Source organism: Neochlamydia sp. AcF95, assembly GCF_018342455.1.
GTDB lineage: Bacteria > Chlamydiota > Chlamydiia > Chlamydiales > Parachlamydiaceae > Neochlamydia.
This window is the reverse complement of record NZ_JAEMUC010000033.1, coordinates 16650-37076: the sequence shown is the minus strand read 5'-3', so window position 1 is coordinate 37076 and position 20427 is coordinate 16650. Positions and strand designations below refer to the sequence as shown.

Sequence of the window (20427 nt, the reverse complement as noted above, 5' to 3'; positions counted from 1 at the left end):
GCATTATCTAAATTCAAAAATTATTTATTCTAAAAGGTTAGCAGTATTAGGTAAAAGTCCATCCACCCTAAGAGAGACAACTTCATTAACAACATCGATAAAGCCGGCAAACTCTTTTGTATAATCCTCTGCAGTCCAAAGGCAAGTCAGATCAGGCTTAACTCCTACATTTTCAAGAGGCTGCTCATTGTAGTGATACACAAGTGATTGTGTGAAAACTAAATCAGCTATTCCAAAGCGATTGGAATACTTTCTACGTATGATAGAACCTCCCGCTCCAGCCGTTTGCTCACCTAATATTATTGCCCGCTCATTGCCTTGTAACAGAGCAGGTAGAAACTCTGCACAAGACATACTTAAAGAATTAGTTAAAACGAATAAAGGCTTAGTGTACTGCGTAGTGGGATGAGGATAGATGGTTTTTATTCCATTCACAGGATATAAATCGGTGAAATATTTACCCTGCTTGAATTGATCTTGAATATATTTGGCATATTTAAAAAGATAGCAAGCTAGTTGCCTATCGACAGTATAGCCATGGATATGTGTCCCTAACACCTGTGTAGCGTCGTGATCGTTAACAATATCTTTTAACGAAGAAGCATCCTGTACAGCATAGTATACATTTTCTTGAGTAATAGAGAAGTGTTCTTTTAAATTGGTCAGCGGCTTAGAAGTTAACATAGAGGCTAGGGCATACATGTAAAAAGTAAAGCCACCAGGATTATTCATGACATCCACGATTAGGGCGTCTGTGCAACTTTCCATCTTAGTAATAATTTGCTGGAACTGCCCTACTTGGTATGCATTTCCTTGAAAATCAGGAATACGTAGGTATCCAATGTTTTTATTGTTCTTTAAAGAGTAGATATAAGCGTCAAAAATGGGCGAATCGGCTTTCCATAGTACAGGCCCCAACGCAGGGAAAAAATTTATCTTAGCGCCTAATAGCTCGGCTTTATCAGCTAAACAAGGAGAATGGTCGGCCAAACTAGCATAAAAAGGCAGAATGTGCTCTTGATGAAAAAAGGGAGGTTTATCCTCATCCTCTCTGTCTAAATTAAGAGGCATGCTTAAAGAATAATTATTTTTGATCTCTTCAGGCGTATACTCCCAGTTTACTACAAAAGAGTGAACTTGTTGGCTATCAGGTTTTCTAGAAACTATTTCTATTGGACCTTGAGGAACATCTTGCAATCTAACAGCTTTACGTAAGGTAAGCTGCCATTCGCTAAGATGTTGATAAGTTTTGTTGCGGCTAGCTCCAAAGGCTGATAACCTAATCTCTTCCACTACTTCCTTGACTGGCCTTCCGTCAAAAGATAAAATCTCATCGCCCACCTGGAGATTTATTTGCTCTTTTTTAGCCCACAAATTATCTACCCATACAACAAAATAATGGTCCTGTACCCCTTGCACACAAAACGGCAGAAAGGCATATTCTGTAGCATAAAATTCAGCACGTGTATGTAAATCTTGTACGGAATTAAATAAGTCACGAATAATTTGATGATAATGCTTGTTAGATAAGGAAGGGGAAGAAAGGATTTTTTCTTTGGCTTTTTCAACCTCCTGATCTAAATTCCAGTTTAGACATTTCTTTTTCCATTCAAAAGGGGCATAACTGATTTCAAACTCATGCTTAATAGCCTCCAGATTGGCAATCATTTGCGACTGGCGGTGGCAACAATCTTGCGCCATTATTAAATAAATAGGTGCAATTAAAAAAGCTAAAACATTGATAATTTTAACCATATAAAACCTCTCTACTGTGCATGAAATACTATAGGCCTCCCTTCATTTGCCGGTAAACAATAAAAAATTTATGCAAGGGAATTCCATAGATATTTTAGAAGCAAAGAGCGTCTCTTAAGGTTTGCTGGGTAGCAAACCTTAAGGTTTAGGCAAGCTTTTAAACAGTAGGAGTAGTTAAAATCTTTTTATCTACTATTTTTCTGTTTAAATTTATAAGTTCTTCTTCATGAATAATTAAATGATCCTCATCTGCTGTAACCGTACAACGGCAGCCCTTCTCAGGATGCATTAAAAGCTTTTCGGCTAAAGGATCTTCTAAATACTGCTCAATGGTGCGCCTCAAAGGCCGAGCCCCCATTTCCGGCTGAAAGCCTTTGTCGACCAAGAAATTTTTAGCTTTTTCATCAAGAGTGATGTAAACTTCACGTTTTTGTAAGCGATTTTGCATTTTTTTGATTTCAATCTCAATAACCTGCATTAAAGCTTCACGATTAAGCGGACGGAAAATAATCATGTCATTTAAGCGATTAAGAAATTCTGGCTTAAATTGTTTTTTAACAGCTCCTTCAATCTTATCCTTAATGCGCTCGTAGTCTAAAGATCCTTCCTCGGCACCAAAGCCTACTTCTGTGGTTTTCCTAATCAGATCAGCACCTAAATTAGAGGTCAAGATGATAATAGTATTACGAAAATCTATTTTACGGCCAAATGAATCAGTTAAACGACCTTCTTCTAGGATTTGTAATAATAAATCCATCACGTCGGGATGAGCCTTTTCAATCTCATCAAAGAGTACAACCGAATAAGGACGCTGGCGGACTTGTTCTGTTAGCTGCCCGCCTTCTTCATGGCCTACATAGCCTGGTGGAGAGCCTGTCATGCGGCTGACAGCAAATTTCTCCATATACTCTGACATGTCAACTTGAATAAGCGCATCTTCGCCTCCAAACATGTTGATAGCAAGCAAGCGAGCTAAGAGAGTTTTTCCTACTCCTGTTGGCCCTAAAAAGAGAAAAGCCCCTATTGGACGATTAGGATCTTTAATATCTGCACGACTTCGACGTATAGCCCTGCAAACAGTTTTAAGAGCCTCATCTTGACCGATGATGCTACCTTTAAGATGCTCTTCCATCTTAAGAACTTTCTGAGTTTCTCCTTCAGTAAGGCGACTAATAGGAATCCCAGTTTGCTTTGCTACCACCTGAGCGACATCTTCGTCTTCAACAATTACCTCATGCTCTTCTTTATTCACTTCCCATTGATTACGCAGCTGCTGGAGCTGTTCCCTCAATGTTTTTTCCTTATCACGTAACTTGGCAGCTTTTTCATATTCTTGCTTAGCGATCGCTTCTTCTTTAGCTAATCGTGTTTCCTCGATTTCTGCTTCAAATTTGCTTATATCTTGGGGCTGATTCATCATGGAAATACGCATTTTGGCTCCCGCTTCATCTAATAAATCAATCGCTTTATCTGGCAAAAATCGTCCATGAAGGTAACGATCTGAAAGAACAGCAGCAGCAGTCAGCGCTTGAGGAGTATAAATACATTTGTGGTGATCTTCATATTTATTTTTTAAGCCACTTAAGATTTCTATTGTATCTTCTACTGAAGGAGGCGCTACCACAATTTTTTGAAAACGACGCTCTAAAGCAGCATCTTTTTCAATATGCTTGCGATATTCATCGATAGTAGTTGCCCCTATGCACTGAATTTCTCCACGAGAAAGAGCAGGCTTTAAAATATTAGAAGCATCAATAGCTCCTTCAGCAGCTCCCGCGCCTACAATCGTGTGGAGTTCATCAATAAATAAAAGAACATTTCCATTCTTTTTAATTTCGTCCATGACCGCTTTAATACGCTCTTCAAATTGCCCGCGATATTTTGTACCTGCAATCATCAAGGCTAGATCAAGAGCAATTAAACGCTTCTTTCTTAGATTATCAGGAACTTCGCCTTTAACAATGGCTTGGGCAAGTCCTTCTACAATAGCAGTCTTTCCTACACCCGCTTCCCCGACCAGCACAGGGTTATTCTTGCGACGACGACAAAGGATCAAAATAAGTCTTTCAACCTCGGGCTTACGACCAATCACAGGATCCATCTTATTTTCTCGGCACATTTCCGTGAGATCATGGCCATAAGCTTTAAGGGCAGGCATCTTTTCCAGCCCTCCACCCATGCCTGAATTACCTTTGTCATAAGGCTTACCTGAAGATCCCATCTGACCACTAATCTCCCCAGAACGGGAAGAAGGAGATCCTGCTCCAATAGGAGGCAATTGGAGATTGAAAGTTTCTAATTCTTTTAATACTTCTTTGCGAACTTCCTTAAGATTTACATTTAAATTTTCTAGTACTTGCGCCGCCACGCCATCCGTTTGGCGCAATAACCCTAATAGTAAATGCTCAGTTCCTACATAATTATGGTTAAGATTTGCCGCTTCTTCATTAGCATGTTCAAATACTTTTTTAACCTTTCCCGTTAAAGCTGGGTCCCCATACACTTGAATTTCAGGTCCGTACCCCACGAGTTTTTCTACTTCATTCCGCACTGTCTCAAAATCAATATTAAGGTTGCGCAATACATTGACTGCCACTCCTTGACCCAACTTGAGCAACCCTAGTAAGACATGTTCAGTGCCCAAATAATTGTGATTTAAGCGCTGTGCTTCTTTTTTGGCAAGCTTAATGACTTGCTTTGCACGATTTGTAAATTTGTCAAACATAACAATCTCGTAGTTAAATGGCGTATATTTTAACTGTAGCCTCAGGCTCTATTTTTTGCAACCTAGGTTACCTGTTCTGAAAAAAGAGAAAAGGCTAAAGAGTTAACTGCCTGTCCTAATTTTATATTGTTTAAGCATAAGTAAATTTAACATTATTTTAAGGTAATAAACACTATTTTTAATCTTTTAATTTTTCCTTAAAATACTTGGGATCCCCCTATAACTTAATCAAGCTATCTCCAACGTTCACCTAAAAGTAAGACTTTAAAGGGCTTTTAAATGACTTTAAAGCTTTTCTCCTATTGTTACAAAGAGCCTATAAAGTAAACCATGTTTTTCTCTAAAAGCTCCTATATATAGGCTAAGTATATAAGCTAAATCTATTTTTAGGGATTCTATCCATAAGAATAACACTTGATATAAAAAACTTAAAGCCACCTTTTATTTAAGCAAAAGCATCTAAAAATGAAGAACTTACACTACTATTACAAGGAGGTAAGAGCTTTCAAAGCCCTAAGATGCGATTCTACAGGCATCTGTAAAGACGAAAATGCTAACAAATAGCTATTTTCTATTTCCTGCACTTCCTCATTTGCATGGGCTCCTTATCGTCAAAAATTAAGCAGTTCTGTACCCATGACCGCTTACATTAATGGAGAAGATTTAAGAAAAAAATTTTCATTAATAAAGAATTTAACAACAGCCTTATGGGAGGAAATAGCTAAGAATTATAAAAATTATAAACTTATAAAAAAACTCTTCTAGCCTTTTTCTTTTTAAGGTTTTTAGTATAAAAATAGCCCATGAAACCTATTTGAAAGCAAGGGGTTATAAAACCCATCATTAGCTTGCAGATTTTTTTTCTTTTTTGGTTCCTAGCCTTTTTGATTTTCTCTTCTTAAAATTATGCTCTTAATGATTTTCTCAAAATTTAATTTTTTAAGTCTGCCCGAGAGATCTTGTGTTTCCAACCGTGACCAATCGATAGGAGTTGCATTTTCCATCCAGCGGAATAAATTTTTTTGAAAGGTTTTCAATCATTTAGAATGTCGCTGAAACAGCATGGCAAGCTCAGCAACAGCCCTAGCGGAAAATCCTCCTAATTGCGTAGCGGCATACCAGATACCATAAAAGTCTTTGTAAGCTTTTGAGGGGGCATTACGCTTGGGAAATGTAAGGCCTTTATGAAGCATCCATGCTCCCGGGGACACAACCAAGCCTCTCTCCCCCGAATAGGTTACAAAGTTTAAAGTCATTTGCAAACTTAACGACAAATAGCTCAATGGCTGTGCAATGACTCCAGCTATTAGGACGTTTTTGTTTTTATCTCCACGAGTTACTGAATCCGTAAGAAACTCGATTTCCACTTCAAAGCCGTTAATTTCTTTAATATAGGCTTCTGTAGCTGGGTGATCATAATCTTTAAAAATGGGGGTAAATCCGGATTCTTTTAAGCAGTAGGCAATATTTTTGTTCATAACACTAGGAACTTTTCGTGGGATTAGAGAATCAAGATCATGGGTGCCTACAGGTGCGATTCCTACTTCTTGATTCGCTAGGTTCGGAATTTTTTTCTTCTAGCCTATTTTTATAGTGTTTTGCTCCTTTTAAATTTTTCGCCTTAATTTTAATGAGCCCCCTTTTATGATTCAGGGATACGCTTGAAATTGATGTTCATAGTCCCTTAGGCCAACAAACATCATTTATCTTTCTAATTTTTGTTATCCCCCTTTTCAAGTATGCTTTATTATTCCTCTAAACTTCATGGATTTGCTAAGGATTGCTATTACCAAACTTTTGGATGATTCTTCATGTGAAAATTCTCTTACGACTCTTATGCGTCTCTTAATCTTCTGATTCTCTCTCTCTGTCTTATAGGAGAGGTTTGTTATTTTTACAGGATGACTGCAACTAATAAGTTCTTAGCAAAACCAAGAAGCACTTGATCAAAACGGACAAATATTTAAGGCCTTAAAAACGAAGTTACCAAAAGCTTTACCGCAGACCTGTAGCCCATAAGAGAAAGTGCGAGAGTAGGCATAAATTATTAAAAATTAAAAATTTGCTTACAATTGGTTACCTTTGAAAGAAGGAAGCTTTCATTAAAAATAAGAAGTTTGATGTGAGCATGCATTAGATTGAATGCATCAGATGTTTTACTGCATAAAACGTTAATAAATAAGGATATTATATGCTATCAGGAATCAAGCGAGAATAGGCCATCGAATAAGCTTGGGCTATACAATCATTCACTGAGACACCATTAAACGCACTTCCTAATAGTTGCAGATGAGGGGATAATTCCTGCAAATATTTTCCTATCAGCATTTTTTTTTGTTCATGCCCTACAACATATTGAGGGATAGCATTCTGGGCAAGATGAATATCTACAACATCGGGCGCTGCATGAAACTGTAAGTGATTAGAGATCGCTTTTAAAGCACTATTCAAAAAATCTGATTCTTTTCTTTGCGAAAAATCACTCATGCGGGTGCCACCTATCATTACAGTCAAACGCGTTTCTAATGAGTGTAAGCTTTGCTGGGGAAATATACAGGAGTCCCAAACCATTCCCAAAATTTCCTCTTTTTCTTTAGAAGGTATTAAATATCCAAATCCTTTGGAGGTTAATAATTTTTGCTTATAACCTAAGCCTACCACTGCAATCGAAGCATTAGCAATTGAGCTTAATAGATTAGCCAAAGGAAGATGATGTGGGCGTATAAGAGCGGCCAAGGAAGCGGGTGGCAAAGTCGAATAAACCTGGTCTGCCCATAAAGTTTTACCTTGGGCAAGCCCTAATTCTATTCCCTTTTTTTGAAAATTCAAGTCAGTTACTTCTTGCTCATGCAAAATAGATTCATGCAGGTTTTGCGCTAGCGCATTCGAGAGAGTTTGCATGCCCTCTTTAAAAGAGAATAAGCTTTCTTGACACATTTTTTTAATATAAAGAGAAGAAGGAGATTGCCTATTTGTGAAAAAGTGTAGGAAAGCTCCTCTTGTAAGAGAGCCATGTTGTCGTTCCCACTGAAATAAGTCAGGAAAGCAAGACTTTATCGACAGTTCATGAATATTTCCTCCATAGATGCCGGAGGTAAGAGGATCTAAAAAATTTTCTGCTGCGTCGCTGCCTAGGCGCCTTGTGAAAAAGGCATGAATAGTTTCATCCTCATTTTCTCCTGGTGGAATTTGCCATTCTTTAAATAGATTAAAGGCTACCTGCCTTGTTAAAGGAGAAAATAGCAAAGAAAATAGATGAGAGGGAATTTTTTGCAAATGCTTGTCTAGATACAAAAAACGCTGTCGAGCTGCTTGATCGGCCACGATTACCTGCTTTTGCAAGCCAAGCTCTTCAATAAGACGAAGGGTTGCTTTTCCGCTGCCACGCGTGCGACAACTACGAGGCCCTCTTTCAAAGAGAAAGCCCTCCTTTTTATAGGAATTAATCCATCCTCCTAAGCGATTACTTCTTTCTAGCAAAGTCAAAGAAGCAGCAGAGCCGTGGCGCTTCCTTAGATACCAAAGAAGGGCAAGTCCTGAAATGCCTCCTCCTATTACAACAATTCTTTTCATAGAGATTGCACTGTTTCTACCAAAAATCTAACAGAATCATAAGGAGTATCAGGCTTAACACCATGGCCTAAATTAAAAATGAAGGCACGATCACCATGCATAGCATCGATTAATTGCCGCGCCTCCTGCTCTATTTTTGCATGAGGGGCATACAGAATATCCGGATCTAAATTTCCTTGTAGAGCGATATGAAAAGGCACATATTTACGCATATGCGCTAAATTACAGCTCCAATCTAAGCCAATACCCTGAGGAGAGGCTTCTGCTAGCTTAGGAGCAAAGACGGATGAACCGCGACAGTAAAGAATTGCAGGGATAGAATATTGCTGTAAAAGCTTTACCAATTTCTTCATATATTCATAGGAAAATTCTTGAAATTGTCCCCAGCTTAAATGGTTGGCCCAGGAATCAAAAATTTGAAAAGCATGCACGCCTGCCTGCACCTGCATTTCAATATATTGAAGGGTAGCTTGTAAAATTTTATCCAATAGTTGATGAAAACTAGTTGGATGGCTAAGCATCCATTTTTTTGTTTTGAGTAGATCTCGGCTACTGCCACCTTCAATCATGTAACTTGCTAGAGTAAAGGGCGCGCCACAAAATCCGATCAGGGGAACTTTTAATTCTTTTACCAGCAACTTAATTCCTTCCGCTACATACGCAAGCTTTTCTGCCACAGGGCCCGCTGATAAAGCTGCAACATCCTTTTCTGTTTGCAAAGGTCTTGCTATCACAGGTCCCTTACCTTCCTCAAATGACAATCCCACTTCAAAAGCTTCAGCTACAACTAAGATATCCGAAAAGAGAATCGCTGCATCCATGCCAAAAGCCTGCAGTGGCAAGTTAGTCACCTTTACAATCAATTCAGGATGATGGCACATCTCCAAAAAAGAATATTTCTGACGAAGAGCCCGATATTCCGGCATATAGCGTCCAGCTTGGCGCATCAACCAAATGGGGGGGCGCCCCTGGTTATGCCCATGCAGGGCGAGCAAAAATTTGCTGTTAATGATAGCGGGGTCAATGGTTTTCATCATGGAAGAAGCTTTTTCAAAATAGCATCCACTGTGAACCCAAACTCTTGCGCCAAAGCAGCAGCCGGAGCGGAGGCGCCAAAGCTGTGCATACTAATTGCTATGCCGCTTAAACCGATATATTTATGCCACCCCTGCTCCACGCCAGCTTCAATGCTAACACGAATGCCAAGGTCGCCACCTAAAAGGCTCTCTTTGTAAGCTGAATCTTGCTCTTCATACAATTCCCAGCAAGGCATGGAGATCACGCGTACGCTCTTCCCGCTTTTTTCTAAGGCTGCCGCAACATCAAGCGCTAGATGTAATTCTGAGCCGGTGGCTAGCAAGGTATAATCGGGCTTAGAGTTTTCTTTTCTAAGGATGTAGGCGCCTCGTCCCATACCATCTGCATAAGAAAAGCTTTTTGTTGCGGTTATTTCCGGAAGATTTTGACGAGTTAAAATAATAGCTGTAGGTCCGGGATAGCGTAAAGCTGCCGCCCATGCCATTTTCACTTCATAGGCATCTGCTGGCCGAATAACGCGTAAATAAGGAATGGCTCTCAAGGAGGCATAATGCTCAACGGGTTGATGAGTAGGGCCATCTTCTCCTAAAAAAATTGAATCATGCGTAAACTGATAAATCACATGAGCTTTTTGCAAAGCTGCCAAGCGAATAGCATTGCGCATATAGTCGGAAAAAGTCAAAAAGGTACCAATAAAAGGTATGATCATATGGGTTTGGTAAAGACCATTAGCAATCGCAGCCATACCAAATTCGCGTACCCCATACTTGATATTACGGCCTGAAAAGTCACCTGATTTAACTAACGGATAGTTTTTTAACATGGTTAAATCTGAGCCCGACAAATCTGCAGAGCCCCCATAAAGCTGCGGCAAAAGTGTAGCTAAGACGTTCAATACTTCCTGCGATGCTTTCCGTCCTGCAATAGGAGATTTAATCTCTATAGCCTTCAAGCGCTCTTCTAAATCCACAGGTAAAGAATTACAAGACATAGCTTCATAAGCCTTTAACAAATTAGGGTTTGCTTGAGCCCAAGCATTAAAAGTTGCCTGCCACTCTCTTTCTATAGCTATATGCTCTGCTATTTTTTTGCTAAAAAACTCTTTAACTTCTGAAGGAACATAAAATAAAGGCTCTTGAGGGATGCCTAGTAGATCTTTAGTCGCTTTAACCTCTTCTACTCCTAAAGGGGCACCATGAGCTTTGTTTGTTCCTTCTTTGTTAGGTGAGCCTTTTCCAATAATCGTATGGGCGATGATGAGCCGAGGACGCGTTTGCTTCTCGCTAGCCTTTAAAAACACCTGATGGATATCATCTAAATCGTTGCCGTCCATCTCGAAGACTTCCCAACCATATGCCTCGTAGCGCATTCTAGTGTTTTCAGTAAAGCACTCACTTGTGGGACCATCTAAGCATATGTGATTAGAATCGTAAATTAAAATAAGGTTATCAAGTTGCAAATGAGCTGCTAAACAAGATGCTTCTGAGGAAACACCTTCCATTAAATCCCCATCGCCACATAAGCAGTAAACCTTGCTATTAAGAATCTGGTGGGCCTCTGTATTAAATTTAGCCCCTAGCAATTTTAAGCCTAAAGCTTGACCTACGGCATTGCCTATCCCCTGCCCTAAAGGACCTGTAGTCGTCTCTACCCCCTCGGTATCCAAGAATTCAGGATGCCCTGGGGTTTTAGAGTGAAGCTGCCTAAAGTTTTTAAGATCTTCTATGGAAAGAGGATAGCCCGCTAAATGTAGGGCAGAATAAAGAAGCATAGAACCATGCCCGGCCGAGAGAATAAAGCGATCGCGATTGGACCATTTAGGGTTTTTAGGATTATAATGAAGTAAATATCCCCATAAGTAAGCCCCAATTTCTGCGCATCCCATCGGTAATCCAGGATGCCCTGAGTCTGCTTTTTGCACAGCATCTATGGAGAGCCCTCTAATGGTATGAGCGGTTTTAGCTAAAACAGCTTTAAGCTCGGGATTTAAAATTTTTGAAATATTTTGTTTATTATTTTTTAAAGAACTATTGACTTCAACCATAGAGATGCCTATTAAAGATTGTTGGGTAATGTTCTAGACTCTAGCCACAATTTAGTAAACAGGCAAGAAAAAATATGAATCCTATTGCTGTCTATCGAAGTTTACAAGATGATTTAATGCATGATAAAGTTTTAGGGCACTTTAATCTTTCATTACCAGTAAGGGCTACCTTAAAAATTTGTACGGTCGTACATTGGGTTTGGTGGCTACAGCGCAAGAAAAAGCTTTGCACTTCACAAACAATTGTCCCTGCCGCTTTAGGAACTTTAACAGATTTTGCTCTTAAATTTACTCCTACATGTGTGGAAAATACTATTCGCGGAATAGCCAAACTTATCCTTCTTGCCACCCGCATTGATGAATGTTTTCAAAGAATTGGCGCTTTATCGAATGCTTTTACCGAGTTAAAAGAAGCTATTAAAGGCAATTACTTTCCTCATATAGAGCCTCAATGGGCTAAAAATCCTGACTCTATGTTTTTCTCCGTTAAGACAAGAAATCAAGCAAAATTAAGGATAAAAAACCTAGAAGCCTATTGGCGTCGCCTTTATTATTGTACTCTCAATGTATTGGTTAAAACTTTTAATTTAAGCATGCAATTATGGGACACCTATCATGCTTTTATTTATTCCCATGATGATGTTCCTGAAATGTATGTGAATGGGATCGCCTGGTTTAAAAAGCTAAGAAAAAATAAAGAGTATCTATGTGCCAAACTAGAGCAGTATCAGCCTGTCATCCAAAAGATTTTTGATCTAGTAAAGGCCGATATCACAGCTGAAGATCTTATAAAATCCACCAAAAACATAGGAGTTAAAGTCATAGATACAGTAGATAAACTAGAACAAACGGCCACTTTAGCAGGAGAAGCTATTGTTACAGCTTCAAAGAAAACAGCAACCACAGTGATTGAAATTAAAAGCAAATTACTATGCCAAGGCTTAGTAAAACCTTCTATCCATACGCCTTTTATCCTTAATAAACGTCCGCGGCTCTTTTGGCCAGATAAGATGCTTCTAAAACAAAAGATGTAGGAAAGCGTAGCTTTTGGTTATCTATCCAAGCAACTACTAATAAAAGTCTCTCAATTATTAAGCAACTAGCGAAAACACTCATATTGGCTTTTAATTTTGTAATCCCTCTAGATATAAAAAGCTATTTCATCAACTTTTTATCAAAATTTTTATCTTTCTTAAACGACAAAAATTAGAACTTATTAGCAATTGACAATTAAATGCTTAAGAAAAAAAAGCAATCTATCCCTCCTTCGTTAAAGTTTATAACCCCATTAATTTTTCACCTTTTTTATTTGTTTAAAATCAAAGAATAAAATATAAAAACAAAGCTAACCCTACTTTCAATTGTAAAGTAAGGCATTTTCCTTATTTACCAAATGATTAATAAAAGGTTTTTTTATGATTAATTTAGACTCTAAAGATCATGTAGATGCGGATTTCAATATGATAGTTTCAGAAGCTGATTTTAAAGCTTTAGTTAATAGAGTAGATAAACAAGAAAAAAAGCTTTATAAATATAAAGCAACAGTAAGAGAATGTAAAGCAACAGTAAGAGAATGTGACAAAAAGATTGATGACCTTCTTGCTACCCTCATAGTAAGAGATGAACAACTCCTGAAGGCAAATCAACGAGTAATGGCATTGGATGAAAAAAACGAGATGCTTAAAAACAATGTTAAGATTTTGGCGGCTGAAAATCATCAATTGAAAGATAAAGATAGGGAAGCGCTAGCAACGATTAAAAGAATTGAAGCAGAAAAAGATAAAGCGTTAAGTAGAAATAGAGAATTAGAAGAAAGCCTTGCCTTATTAACAACACGAGAAGAAAGCCTGGCTAGAGAAAATCTTAGCCTTAGAATAGATAAAGATAGCTTAGAAGCAGACAAAACTAAACTTGAAAAAGAAAGAGAAAGTCTTTTAGAAGACAGAGATGCCTTAAGAGCGGCTAAAGCAAAACTTAAAGAAAACCGCTGTTCTCTTTTAAATGATAATGCTCTTTTAACACTCGCTAATCATCAGCTTAAAGAAGAAAACGAGAGCCATCTAAACGATAAAAACAATTTAGCTACAGCTAATCATCAACTTAAAGAAGAAAATGAGCGTCATCTAAACGATAAAGACAGCTTAGCAGCAACCAATCATCAACTTAAAGAAGAAAATGAGCGTTATCTAAATGATAAAGACAGCTTAGCTGCCACTAATCATCAGCTTAAAGAAGAAAATGAGCGTCATCTAAACGATAAAAACAATTTCGCTAAAGCTATTCATCAACTTAAAGAAGAAAATGATAACCTTCTAAATGATAAAGACAGCTTAGCAGCAACCAATCATCAACTTAAAGAAGAAAATGATAACCTTCTAAATGATAAAGACAGCTTAGCAGCAACCAATCATCAGCTTAAAGAAGAAAATGAGCGTCATCTAAACGATAAGAACAACTTAGCAACAACCAGTCATCAACTTAAAGAAGAAAATGAGCGTCATCTAAACGATAAAAACAATTTAGCTGCAGCCAATCATCAACTTAAAGAAGAAAATGATAACCTTCTAAATGATAGAAACAATTTAGCTGCCACTAATCATCAGCTTAAAGAAGAAAAAGAAGCTGTCGAAAATGATAGAAACAATTTAGCCGCAGCTAATCATCAACTTAGAGAAGAAAATGACAACCTTCTCAATGACATAAATAAACTGTTAGTTGATATCCATCAAATTGAGGAAGAAAAAAAAGCTATTCAAAGCAATAGAAATAACCTGTTGGTAGCTAATATTGAAAGTGAAAACAAAATAGAAGCGTTAGTAAATGGTAAAATTAGACTTGCGGCAGAGAAGAAGGTACTGGCAAGAGAAAATAAACGTCTTTTATCTCATCAGGTTAAGTTGGAAGCAGACACTCATCATTTTGTAGAAGAGAAAGCAGCTCTACAAAGTGACAAAAATATATTAGAGATAAAATTACGAATATTAGATTGGCAATTACAAAAGCAAACTGATAAGGAGCAAGAAGTATTAAAACTGATGAAAGAAGGGGGCCTACCGCTTCAGCCAACTACCACCTTATCTGTTGCCGTCAAGCATCTGTTAGGTGCGAATAAGGAGTTATCATTAATTGCTGAAAAAACAACGTTGGCGCAATATAAGATTAAAGAAATAGGAGATAAACTTGCTACCCTTAACATGGTAAAAGCCGATTATACAGCGGAAGAAGTTCTTGAAAAGCTAAATAGTCTTTTTGAAGATTACCAAGCCTTTATTAAATACCAATCTGCTTTATGTAAAGAATTAGGTCTACCAAGCAATGCTAGCTTAAAAACAGTATTAGACAAAATGCAGGAAAAAAAGATGTGTAAGAAAAGCGGTATAAGCGCACATTTTAGTAGATTAGCCAGATCTACTCTTTGTCTTTTTTCTTTAGGATTTGCAAATATTGTATAAATGTTAGTAAGAAAGTAATATTTTTATCATGGATTAAGAAGCTAAGTTTATTTGTAAACTTTCTTACCCAACAAAAAAGTTATCAAATGAGCTTGCTTCTTTTGACAAATTATATAAAAGTTTTAAAAATTGAGGTAGATTATGGGAGTAAGAAAAATTCTTTCGTCTGATTCCGATTCTGATTCGGAGGATTTTTTAGAGGAATTTAACGCTCGTCAAAGATATCAGGATGCTCGGCTCCTGCATGCTAATGCAAAATTATTACAATCTGAGCAGGATTTGATGATTGCAACGGTAATGCATCAGCTAAATAGCATGGAACGTGAGCAAAGTGAAAGAGAACGTTTATCTCGAACTAGTGTTGTACATTTACAGACCGAGGAATTAGAAATAGAGGTTGAACAAAGACAAGAAGAGGGACAAGAGCTTAGTAACCGGGCTGATAAACTTTTAGAAGACTTTTGCCTTATAAACGAAGGACTGTCAAGAATTGAACAAGGACAAATTAAAATCCAAGAAGGCCAAGAATTAATAATTAACGATCAGGCAGAGCTAAGACAATCTTTTCAAAGAATAGGGGAAGAACAATATCTTATCCGTAGAGATTTTCAAAATCTAAGAGAGTCCTTTCAAGAAATAGGACAAGAACTAGAAGTCATTAGCAGAGACTTTGGAGATTTTGAAGAGTCTTTCATGGAAATACGCCAACAACATCAGCTAAGGCGGAATGAACAGGCAGAGATAAAACAAGCTTTTCAGGAATTAAAGCAACAACAGCAGCTAAGACGGAATGAACAGGCAGAGATAAAACAGGCATTTCAGGAATTAAAGCAACAACAGCAGTTAAGGCTGAGTGAACAAGCAGAGATAAAACAAGCTTTTCAGGAATTAAACCAACAACAGCAGTTAAGGCGGAATGAACAGGCAGAGATAAAACAAGCTTTTCAGGAATTAAACCAACAACAGCAGTTAAGGCTGAGTGAACAAGCAGAGATAAAACAAGCTTTTCAGGAATTAAACCAACAACAGCAGTTAAGGCGGAATGAACAGGCAGAGATAAAACAAGCTTTTCAGGAATTAAAGCAACAACAGCAGTTAAGGCGAAATGAACAAGCAGAGATAAAACAAGCTTTTCAGGAGATACGGCAAGACCAAGAACGCTTACATAAAGGTTTTGCAAGCTTGCGAGAATCCTTCCAGGAATTAGAGCAGCAACATCAGTTAAGGCGATATGAACAGGCAAAGATAAAACAAGCCTTTCAGGAGGTAGGACAAGAACGAGACGTTATACGTAGAGATTTTGCAGACTTACGAAAATCCTTTCAGGAAATAAGGCAGGCCCAAGAACGCGTACATAGGGATCTTGTAGGTTTGCGGGAATCGTTCCGAGAAATAGAGCAGCAATTCCATTTGCTACGCAATGAGCAGACTGAGATAAAACGAGGCTTCCGGAAAATAGGGCAAGATCAGCAACAGCTGGCCATAGAATTTGGAAGCTTGAAAAACAATTTTAAAGAAATGAGGGTAATAGTTGAAGAGCTGATAAAAAAGTTTATTCCTCCCCATACTCAAGAAACTCTAACTGCTGAAGAACTAGCAGAAAAAGAAGAAAAAGAGGCGAAATTACTTACCCAACATTATATGCATGATTGGCAGGAGAGAATAAATCGTGAGAATGGAAAGGAAAATTCTTTTATTAAAGTGGAAATGAAAGAAAGTGAGGGAATTTTACCCCAAGCGGAGGAACAAGAAATACCCCAACTAGATCCAACCAGAAGCTATTCATTGCAAACCGTTAAAGCTAGCTTTTTAAAAAAAGTATGGGCAGCTAAAGAATATGCTCAGAGCTTTTTTATAAAGCTAGCATGCTTAGCTACTATAGCTTCAGCAGGCATAGCTAGTTTCTTTGCTATAGGTGCTATGATGGCATAATTAAGTAAAAATCCAAATAAAGGAATATTTAATTTCTTGTTAGGAAAGCTACTGGGTTAATCCTAGCAGCTTTTTTTTAAGGATAATCCACTCATGCAAAATTGTCTCAATGCATTTTTCTTGCATACAGGAAACTAGACTTTTCAAATTCCGTAGCCAATCTTGCTGCTCGTGTGGCTTCCGTATTTTTTGCATCGATTATTTTTTGGCCTTATGCATTTTATTAATGCTATTTTCTGCTGCAATCCTGTTGCTTTCCTTCCCCAAGTAATTTTTGCCACCATGAAAGGGCTTGTATGGGTCCTTATTAAAGAATTTACAGGGAAATTGTATAGGGCAATTGGCATGCATATTGGTGGCAATACCTTAGGCTGGTCTCAATATATAAAGGCATCTTGTGACCGAATTTTGGATCGCAAAATTTCAGCTTTAAACTATTGAGAAACTAAGCGTTTCTCCTACGATAACAAAACTTTTGCTAAACCAAGTTGGATTCATTATGTGGTAATATTCCGCCCAGCCCAAGCAATTCCTGTCCCTTACGTAAATCAATTTCATTTCCTACGCAGTTTAAAGGCTGCAGGCTAAACACCTTCTTAATGGCAAAGAACAGAAAAAATGTGAAACCTTTATCTTTTAGCTTACCATCTTTTCGAAAACTAATCCGCTAGAAGGAAAAAGCTTTCTTAAGATATAATCTTTTACTTTTTCATCCATCAGGAATTTTCAATGCTTACTCAAGAAATTCGTCGCCAATTTCTCCATTATTTTAAAAATAAGCAGCACTCTATAATTACCTCCTCCCCTGTAGTGCCTCATGATGATCCTACTCTTCTTTTTACCAATGCAGGCATGAACCAATTTAAAGACGTTTTCTTGGGCGATACTATACGAGATTATAATCGAGCGACTACGGCCCAGAAATGTATTCGAGTGGGAGGAAAACATAATGATCTTGAAAATGTGGGACATACCGCGCGGCATTTAACATTCTTTGAGATGCTCGGCAATTTTTCCTTTGGCGACTATTTTAAAGCAGAAGCTATTCAATTTGCCTGGGAAGTTTCTACTCAAGTTTTTGGGTTTGAAGCAGAACGTATCTGGCCTAGTGTCTTCCGAGAAGATGAGGAAGCTTTCGAGCTTTGGACCCAGTATGTCCCTACCCATAAAATTACTCGTCTAGATGAAAAAGATAACTTTTGGGCGATGGGAGAGGTAGGACCTTGTGGACCTTGTTCTGAGCTATACTATGATCGAGGGCCTAAATATGGCAAAGCTTCTAAGCTTAGTGAAGATAGCGAAGGAAGTCGCTATCTTGAATTTTGGAATTTAGTCTTCATGCAATATAATCGCTCATCGCCCGAGCAGCTTACTCCTCTACCTAAGCCATCGATAGATACCGGAGCAGGCTTAGAACGCGTGATTAGCCTAAAAATGGATGTAGATTCTGTCTTTGAAACAGATGTGTTACGTAGCTTAATCGCTCAAGTTGAGCAGGTCTCAGGCATTCCTTATGACCCTGCTAATCCTCATCTAGCCCCTGCTTTTCGTGTGATTGTCGACCATTTGCGCTGCTTAGCTTTTGCTATAGCCGATGGGGTTCAGCCCAGTAATATCGACCGTGGATATGTTTTAAGGAAGGTTTTAAGGCGTGCTGTACGCTATGGTCGTATGTTAGGGATAGAAGATCCTTTTCTAGCTAAAGTACTTCCTCGGTTAGTTGAAACGATGGGCAGCGACTATAAAGAATTGCAAAGAGGACACAGTCTTATTGCTGAAATTTTAACAATAGAAGAAGAAGCTTTTTTCCGTACCTTACGCCGAGGTGGCAATATTCTTAATCAAATCATTGATAAAGCTCAAGCCAGCAGCAAAAAAATTACAGGTGATGAAGCTTTTAAACTTAAAGATACTTATGGCCTGCCCATGGAAGAAATCCTATTGATTGCTAAAGATTCAGCTCTTACTGTTGATGTAGAACGCTATCAAATTTTAGAGCAAGAGGCTAAAGAACGCTCCCGTAGCTCTCAAAAAGCTATCCAACAAGTAGCTTCAGAAAATCTATACGCAAGTTTTACTGAAAAGCATGGCCCTACAAAATTTGTAGGCTATCAGCAACAACAGACCTTAAGTAAAATTCAAGGTATTCTCTACAACGAACAATTTGTCACCTCCCTAGAAGAAGGCCAGGAAGGCATTATTCTTCTTGACCAAACCCCCTTTTACGCAGAAATGGGTGGACAAATAGGAGATTTAGGAGTTATTAAAGGAGATCATAAGCTCTTTCAAGTTATTGATTGTAAGTCCCCCTATAAAGGTATTATCGCCCACATAGGTAAGGTAGAAAAAGGTTGCTTGACCACAGCGGATACCTTGACAGCCACGATCGACTTAAACCGGCGTCAAAAGATTGCTAACAACCACACAGCTACCCATCTTCTACATTGGGCTCTTGCTCAGGTATTAGGAGAGCACATCAAGCAGGCTGGCTCAGTAGTAGATGCGGAACGCCTTCGCTTTGACTTCAATCATCATAAAGCTTTGACTCATGAAGAAATCCTAGCTCTTGAGGATCTGATTAATGCTAAAATTCGTACTAATCAAGCCGTCAAAGGATATGAAATCCCCTATGAAGAGGCGCAAAAAAGAGAGGATATCAAACAATTTTTTGGGGAAAAATATAGTTCTCTCGTGCGAGTTGTGGATATAGACTATTCTAAAGAGCTATGCGGAGGCACGCATACTAATTTTTTAGGCACTATTGGTTATTTTCGTATCGCCAAAGAAAGCAGCATCGCTGCGGGCGTGCGACGCATTGAAGCAGTTACGGGGGCAGAAGCTGAAGCTCTCACTCGTGAAACAGAAAAAACAATCTTAGAGAGTGCAGCTTTACTAAAAATACCACCTGCTAAGCTAAAAGAAAAAATAGAAAAGTTATTAGAAGAAAATAAGCAATTATCTCAACAGCTAAAAAACCTCCAAAAAACCCAAAGAGAAAAGCTTGTCCACTCTCTTTTAGAAAAAATGGAAAAACTTCCTCAAGCTAACCTGGTTGCATCCCAAGTTGATCTCTCCCCTGAGGAATTGCGCTTATGCGCTGAAGACCTTATGGCACGCTTTAAATCAGGCGTGTTAATCCTTGCAGCTTCTTATGAAGAGCGCTGCCAATTTATCATTCGCGTAACTGAAGATTTAGTGGCCCGAGGCATCCAAGCTTCTGATATAGTCAAGAAGATTGCCCCCACGATTGAAGGTAGCGGAGGAGGCAAGCCTGGCAATGCCCAAGCAGGAGGGAAAGCCCCTCATAAGGTTGAGCAGGCCTTAGCACAAGTACGTGAAATGCTTGGAGATCGACCTTTCGATAAAAAAGTTGGCTGAGAAGAAAATATTTTCTCTCGCTCATTTTACTTTCCACAAGCTGCTGATAGGCCTAGCTTCAAAGGTCGCCCTCCCTTTTTTTCTCTTCACTGTCCTTTTTGTGCAGCTGTCCCCTTGCGCAAACTGGTTACCTTTGTAGTTTTTTAGTCCCTCTACTTCATCCTGCCCTATTTATCTAGTGTTTAATCCTCCCTTGCCCGCTCCCATCTATTTTCAATAGGCTCTCTTTCAAAAAGATATCCTCAATAATCAATTAAAAATTAACTTTTTATAATCAGTTGACTATAATATTTTTTTCCTAATAAGCCTTTTAAGGTTTTAAATTTATGGACTTTATCATCCAGATATTCCCTTTTTACCTTGTGGCTTTTTATTTCTTGAGAACTCTTCTTTTACAAAATTTTCCTATGCAGATTGAGCGCTCTCGGCTATTCATTAAACTTAAGGCCAATGAGGAATTAATACTGGTGCAAAAAAGCCTATTTAAAGTGTATCTTATTTACTTTCTTTACCTTCTTCTTGAGGCAAAA

The 20427-nt window shown here is 38.3% G+C and carries 11 protein-coding genes; 5 read left to right on the top strand and 6 right to left on the bottom strand.

What is annotated here, in order from left to right:
• Positions 1 to 24 precede the first annotated feature (24 nt).
• From NEOC95_RS03280 to tkt, 6 genes are all read right to left on the bottom strand, one after another.
• Entirely contained in the window at positions 25 to 1755 is a 1731-nt protein-coding gene (locus NEOC95_RS03280) for a protease-like activity factor CPAF (RefSeq protein WP_213151572.1), read from the bottom strand.
• A gap of 157 nt (positions 1756 to 1912) precedes the next feature.
• Entirely contained in the window at positions 1913 to 4480 is a 2568-nt protein-coding gene (locus tag NEOC95_RS03275) for an ATP-dependent Clp protease ATP-binding subunit (RefSeq protein WP_213151571.1), read from the bottom strand.
• A 1037-nt stretch (positions 4481 to 5517) separates the two neighbouring features.
• On the bottom strand, positions 5518 to 5958 hold the full coding sequence (locus NEOC95_RS03270; protein ID WP_166155917.1) for a hypothetical protein: 441 nt from the start codon (positions 5956 to 5958) through the stop codon (positions 5518 to 5520).
• 709 nt (positions 5959 to 6667) lie between these two features.
• On the bottom strand, positions 6668 to 8053 hold the full coding sequence (hemG, locus tag NEOC95_RS03265) for a protoporphyrinogen oxidase (RefSeq protein ID WP_213151567.1): 1386 nt from the start codon (positions 8051 to 8053) through the stop codon (positions 6668 to 6670).
• Positions 8050 to 9090 (bottom strand): uroporphyrinogen decarboxylase, encoded by a 1041-nt coding sequence (hemE, locus tag NEOC95_RS03260; RefSeq protein WP_249270148.1) that lies wholly within the window; start codon positions 9088 to 9090, stop codon positions 8050 to 8052. Before hemE ends, hemG begins: the two co-directional genes overlap by 4 nt.
• A complete protein-coding gene (gene tkt, locus NEOC95_RS03255) occupies positions 9087 to 11084 on the bottom strand; it encodes a transketolase (RefSeq protein WP_349305247.1) in 1998 nt (665 codons plus the stop codon). Before tkt ends, hemE begins: the two co-directional genes overlap by 4 nt.
• 125 nt (positions 11085 to 11209) lie before the next feature.
• On the opposite strand from tkt, the gene NEOC95_RS03250 reads away from it, so the two are divergent.
• The 5 genes from NEOC95_RS03250 (at position 11210) to alaS (ending at position 19897) form a co-directional block, all read left to right on the top strand.
• A complete protein-coding gene (locus NEOC95_RS03250; protein WP_213151558.1) occupies positions 11210 to 12169 on the top strand; it encodes a hypothetical protein in 960 nt (319 codons plus the stop codon).
• Between the two features lie 381 nt (positions 12170 to 12550).
• The gene (locus NEOC95_RS03245) at positions 12551 to 14587 is read left to right on the top strand and encodes a coiled-coil domain-containing protein (RefSeq protein ID WP_213151556.1); all 2037 of its coding nucleotides are present in this window, start codon (positions 12551 to 12553) and stop codon (positions 14585 to 14587) included.
• Positions 14588 to 14728: 141 nt separating this feature from the next.
• Positions 14729 to 16519, top strand: coding sequence for a coiled-coil domain-containing protein (locus NEOC95_RS03240; RefSeq protein ID WP_213151554.1), 1791 nt, complete (start codon positions 14729 to 14731; stop codon positions 16517 to 16519).
• Positions 16520 to 16690: 171 nt separating this feature from the next.
• Positions 16691 to 16960 carry a CPBP family glutamic-type intramembrane protease gene (locus NEOC95_RS09815; protein WP_502710271.1) on the top strand — a complete coding sequence of 90 codons (270 nt, stop codon included), beginning with the start codon at positions 16691 to 16693 and terminating at the stop codon, positions 16958 to 16960.
• 288 nt (positions 16961 to 17248) lie between these two features.
• Complete coding sequence (gene alaS, locus NEOC95_RS03230; protein ID WP_213151550.1) at positions 17249 to 19897, top strand: alanine--tRNA ligase; 2649 nt, start codon at positions 17249 to 17251, stop codon at positions 19895 to 19897.
• Positions 19898 to 20427 lie beyond the last annotated feature (530 nt).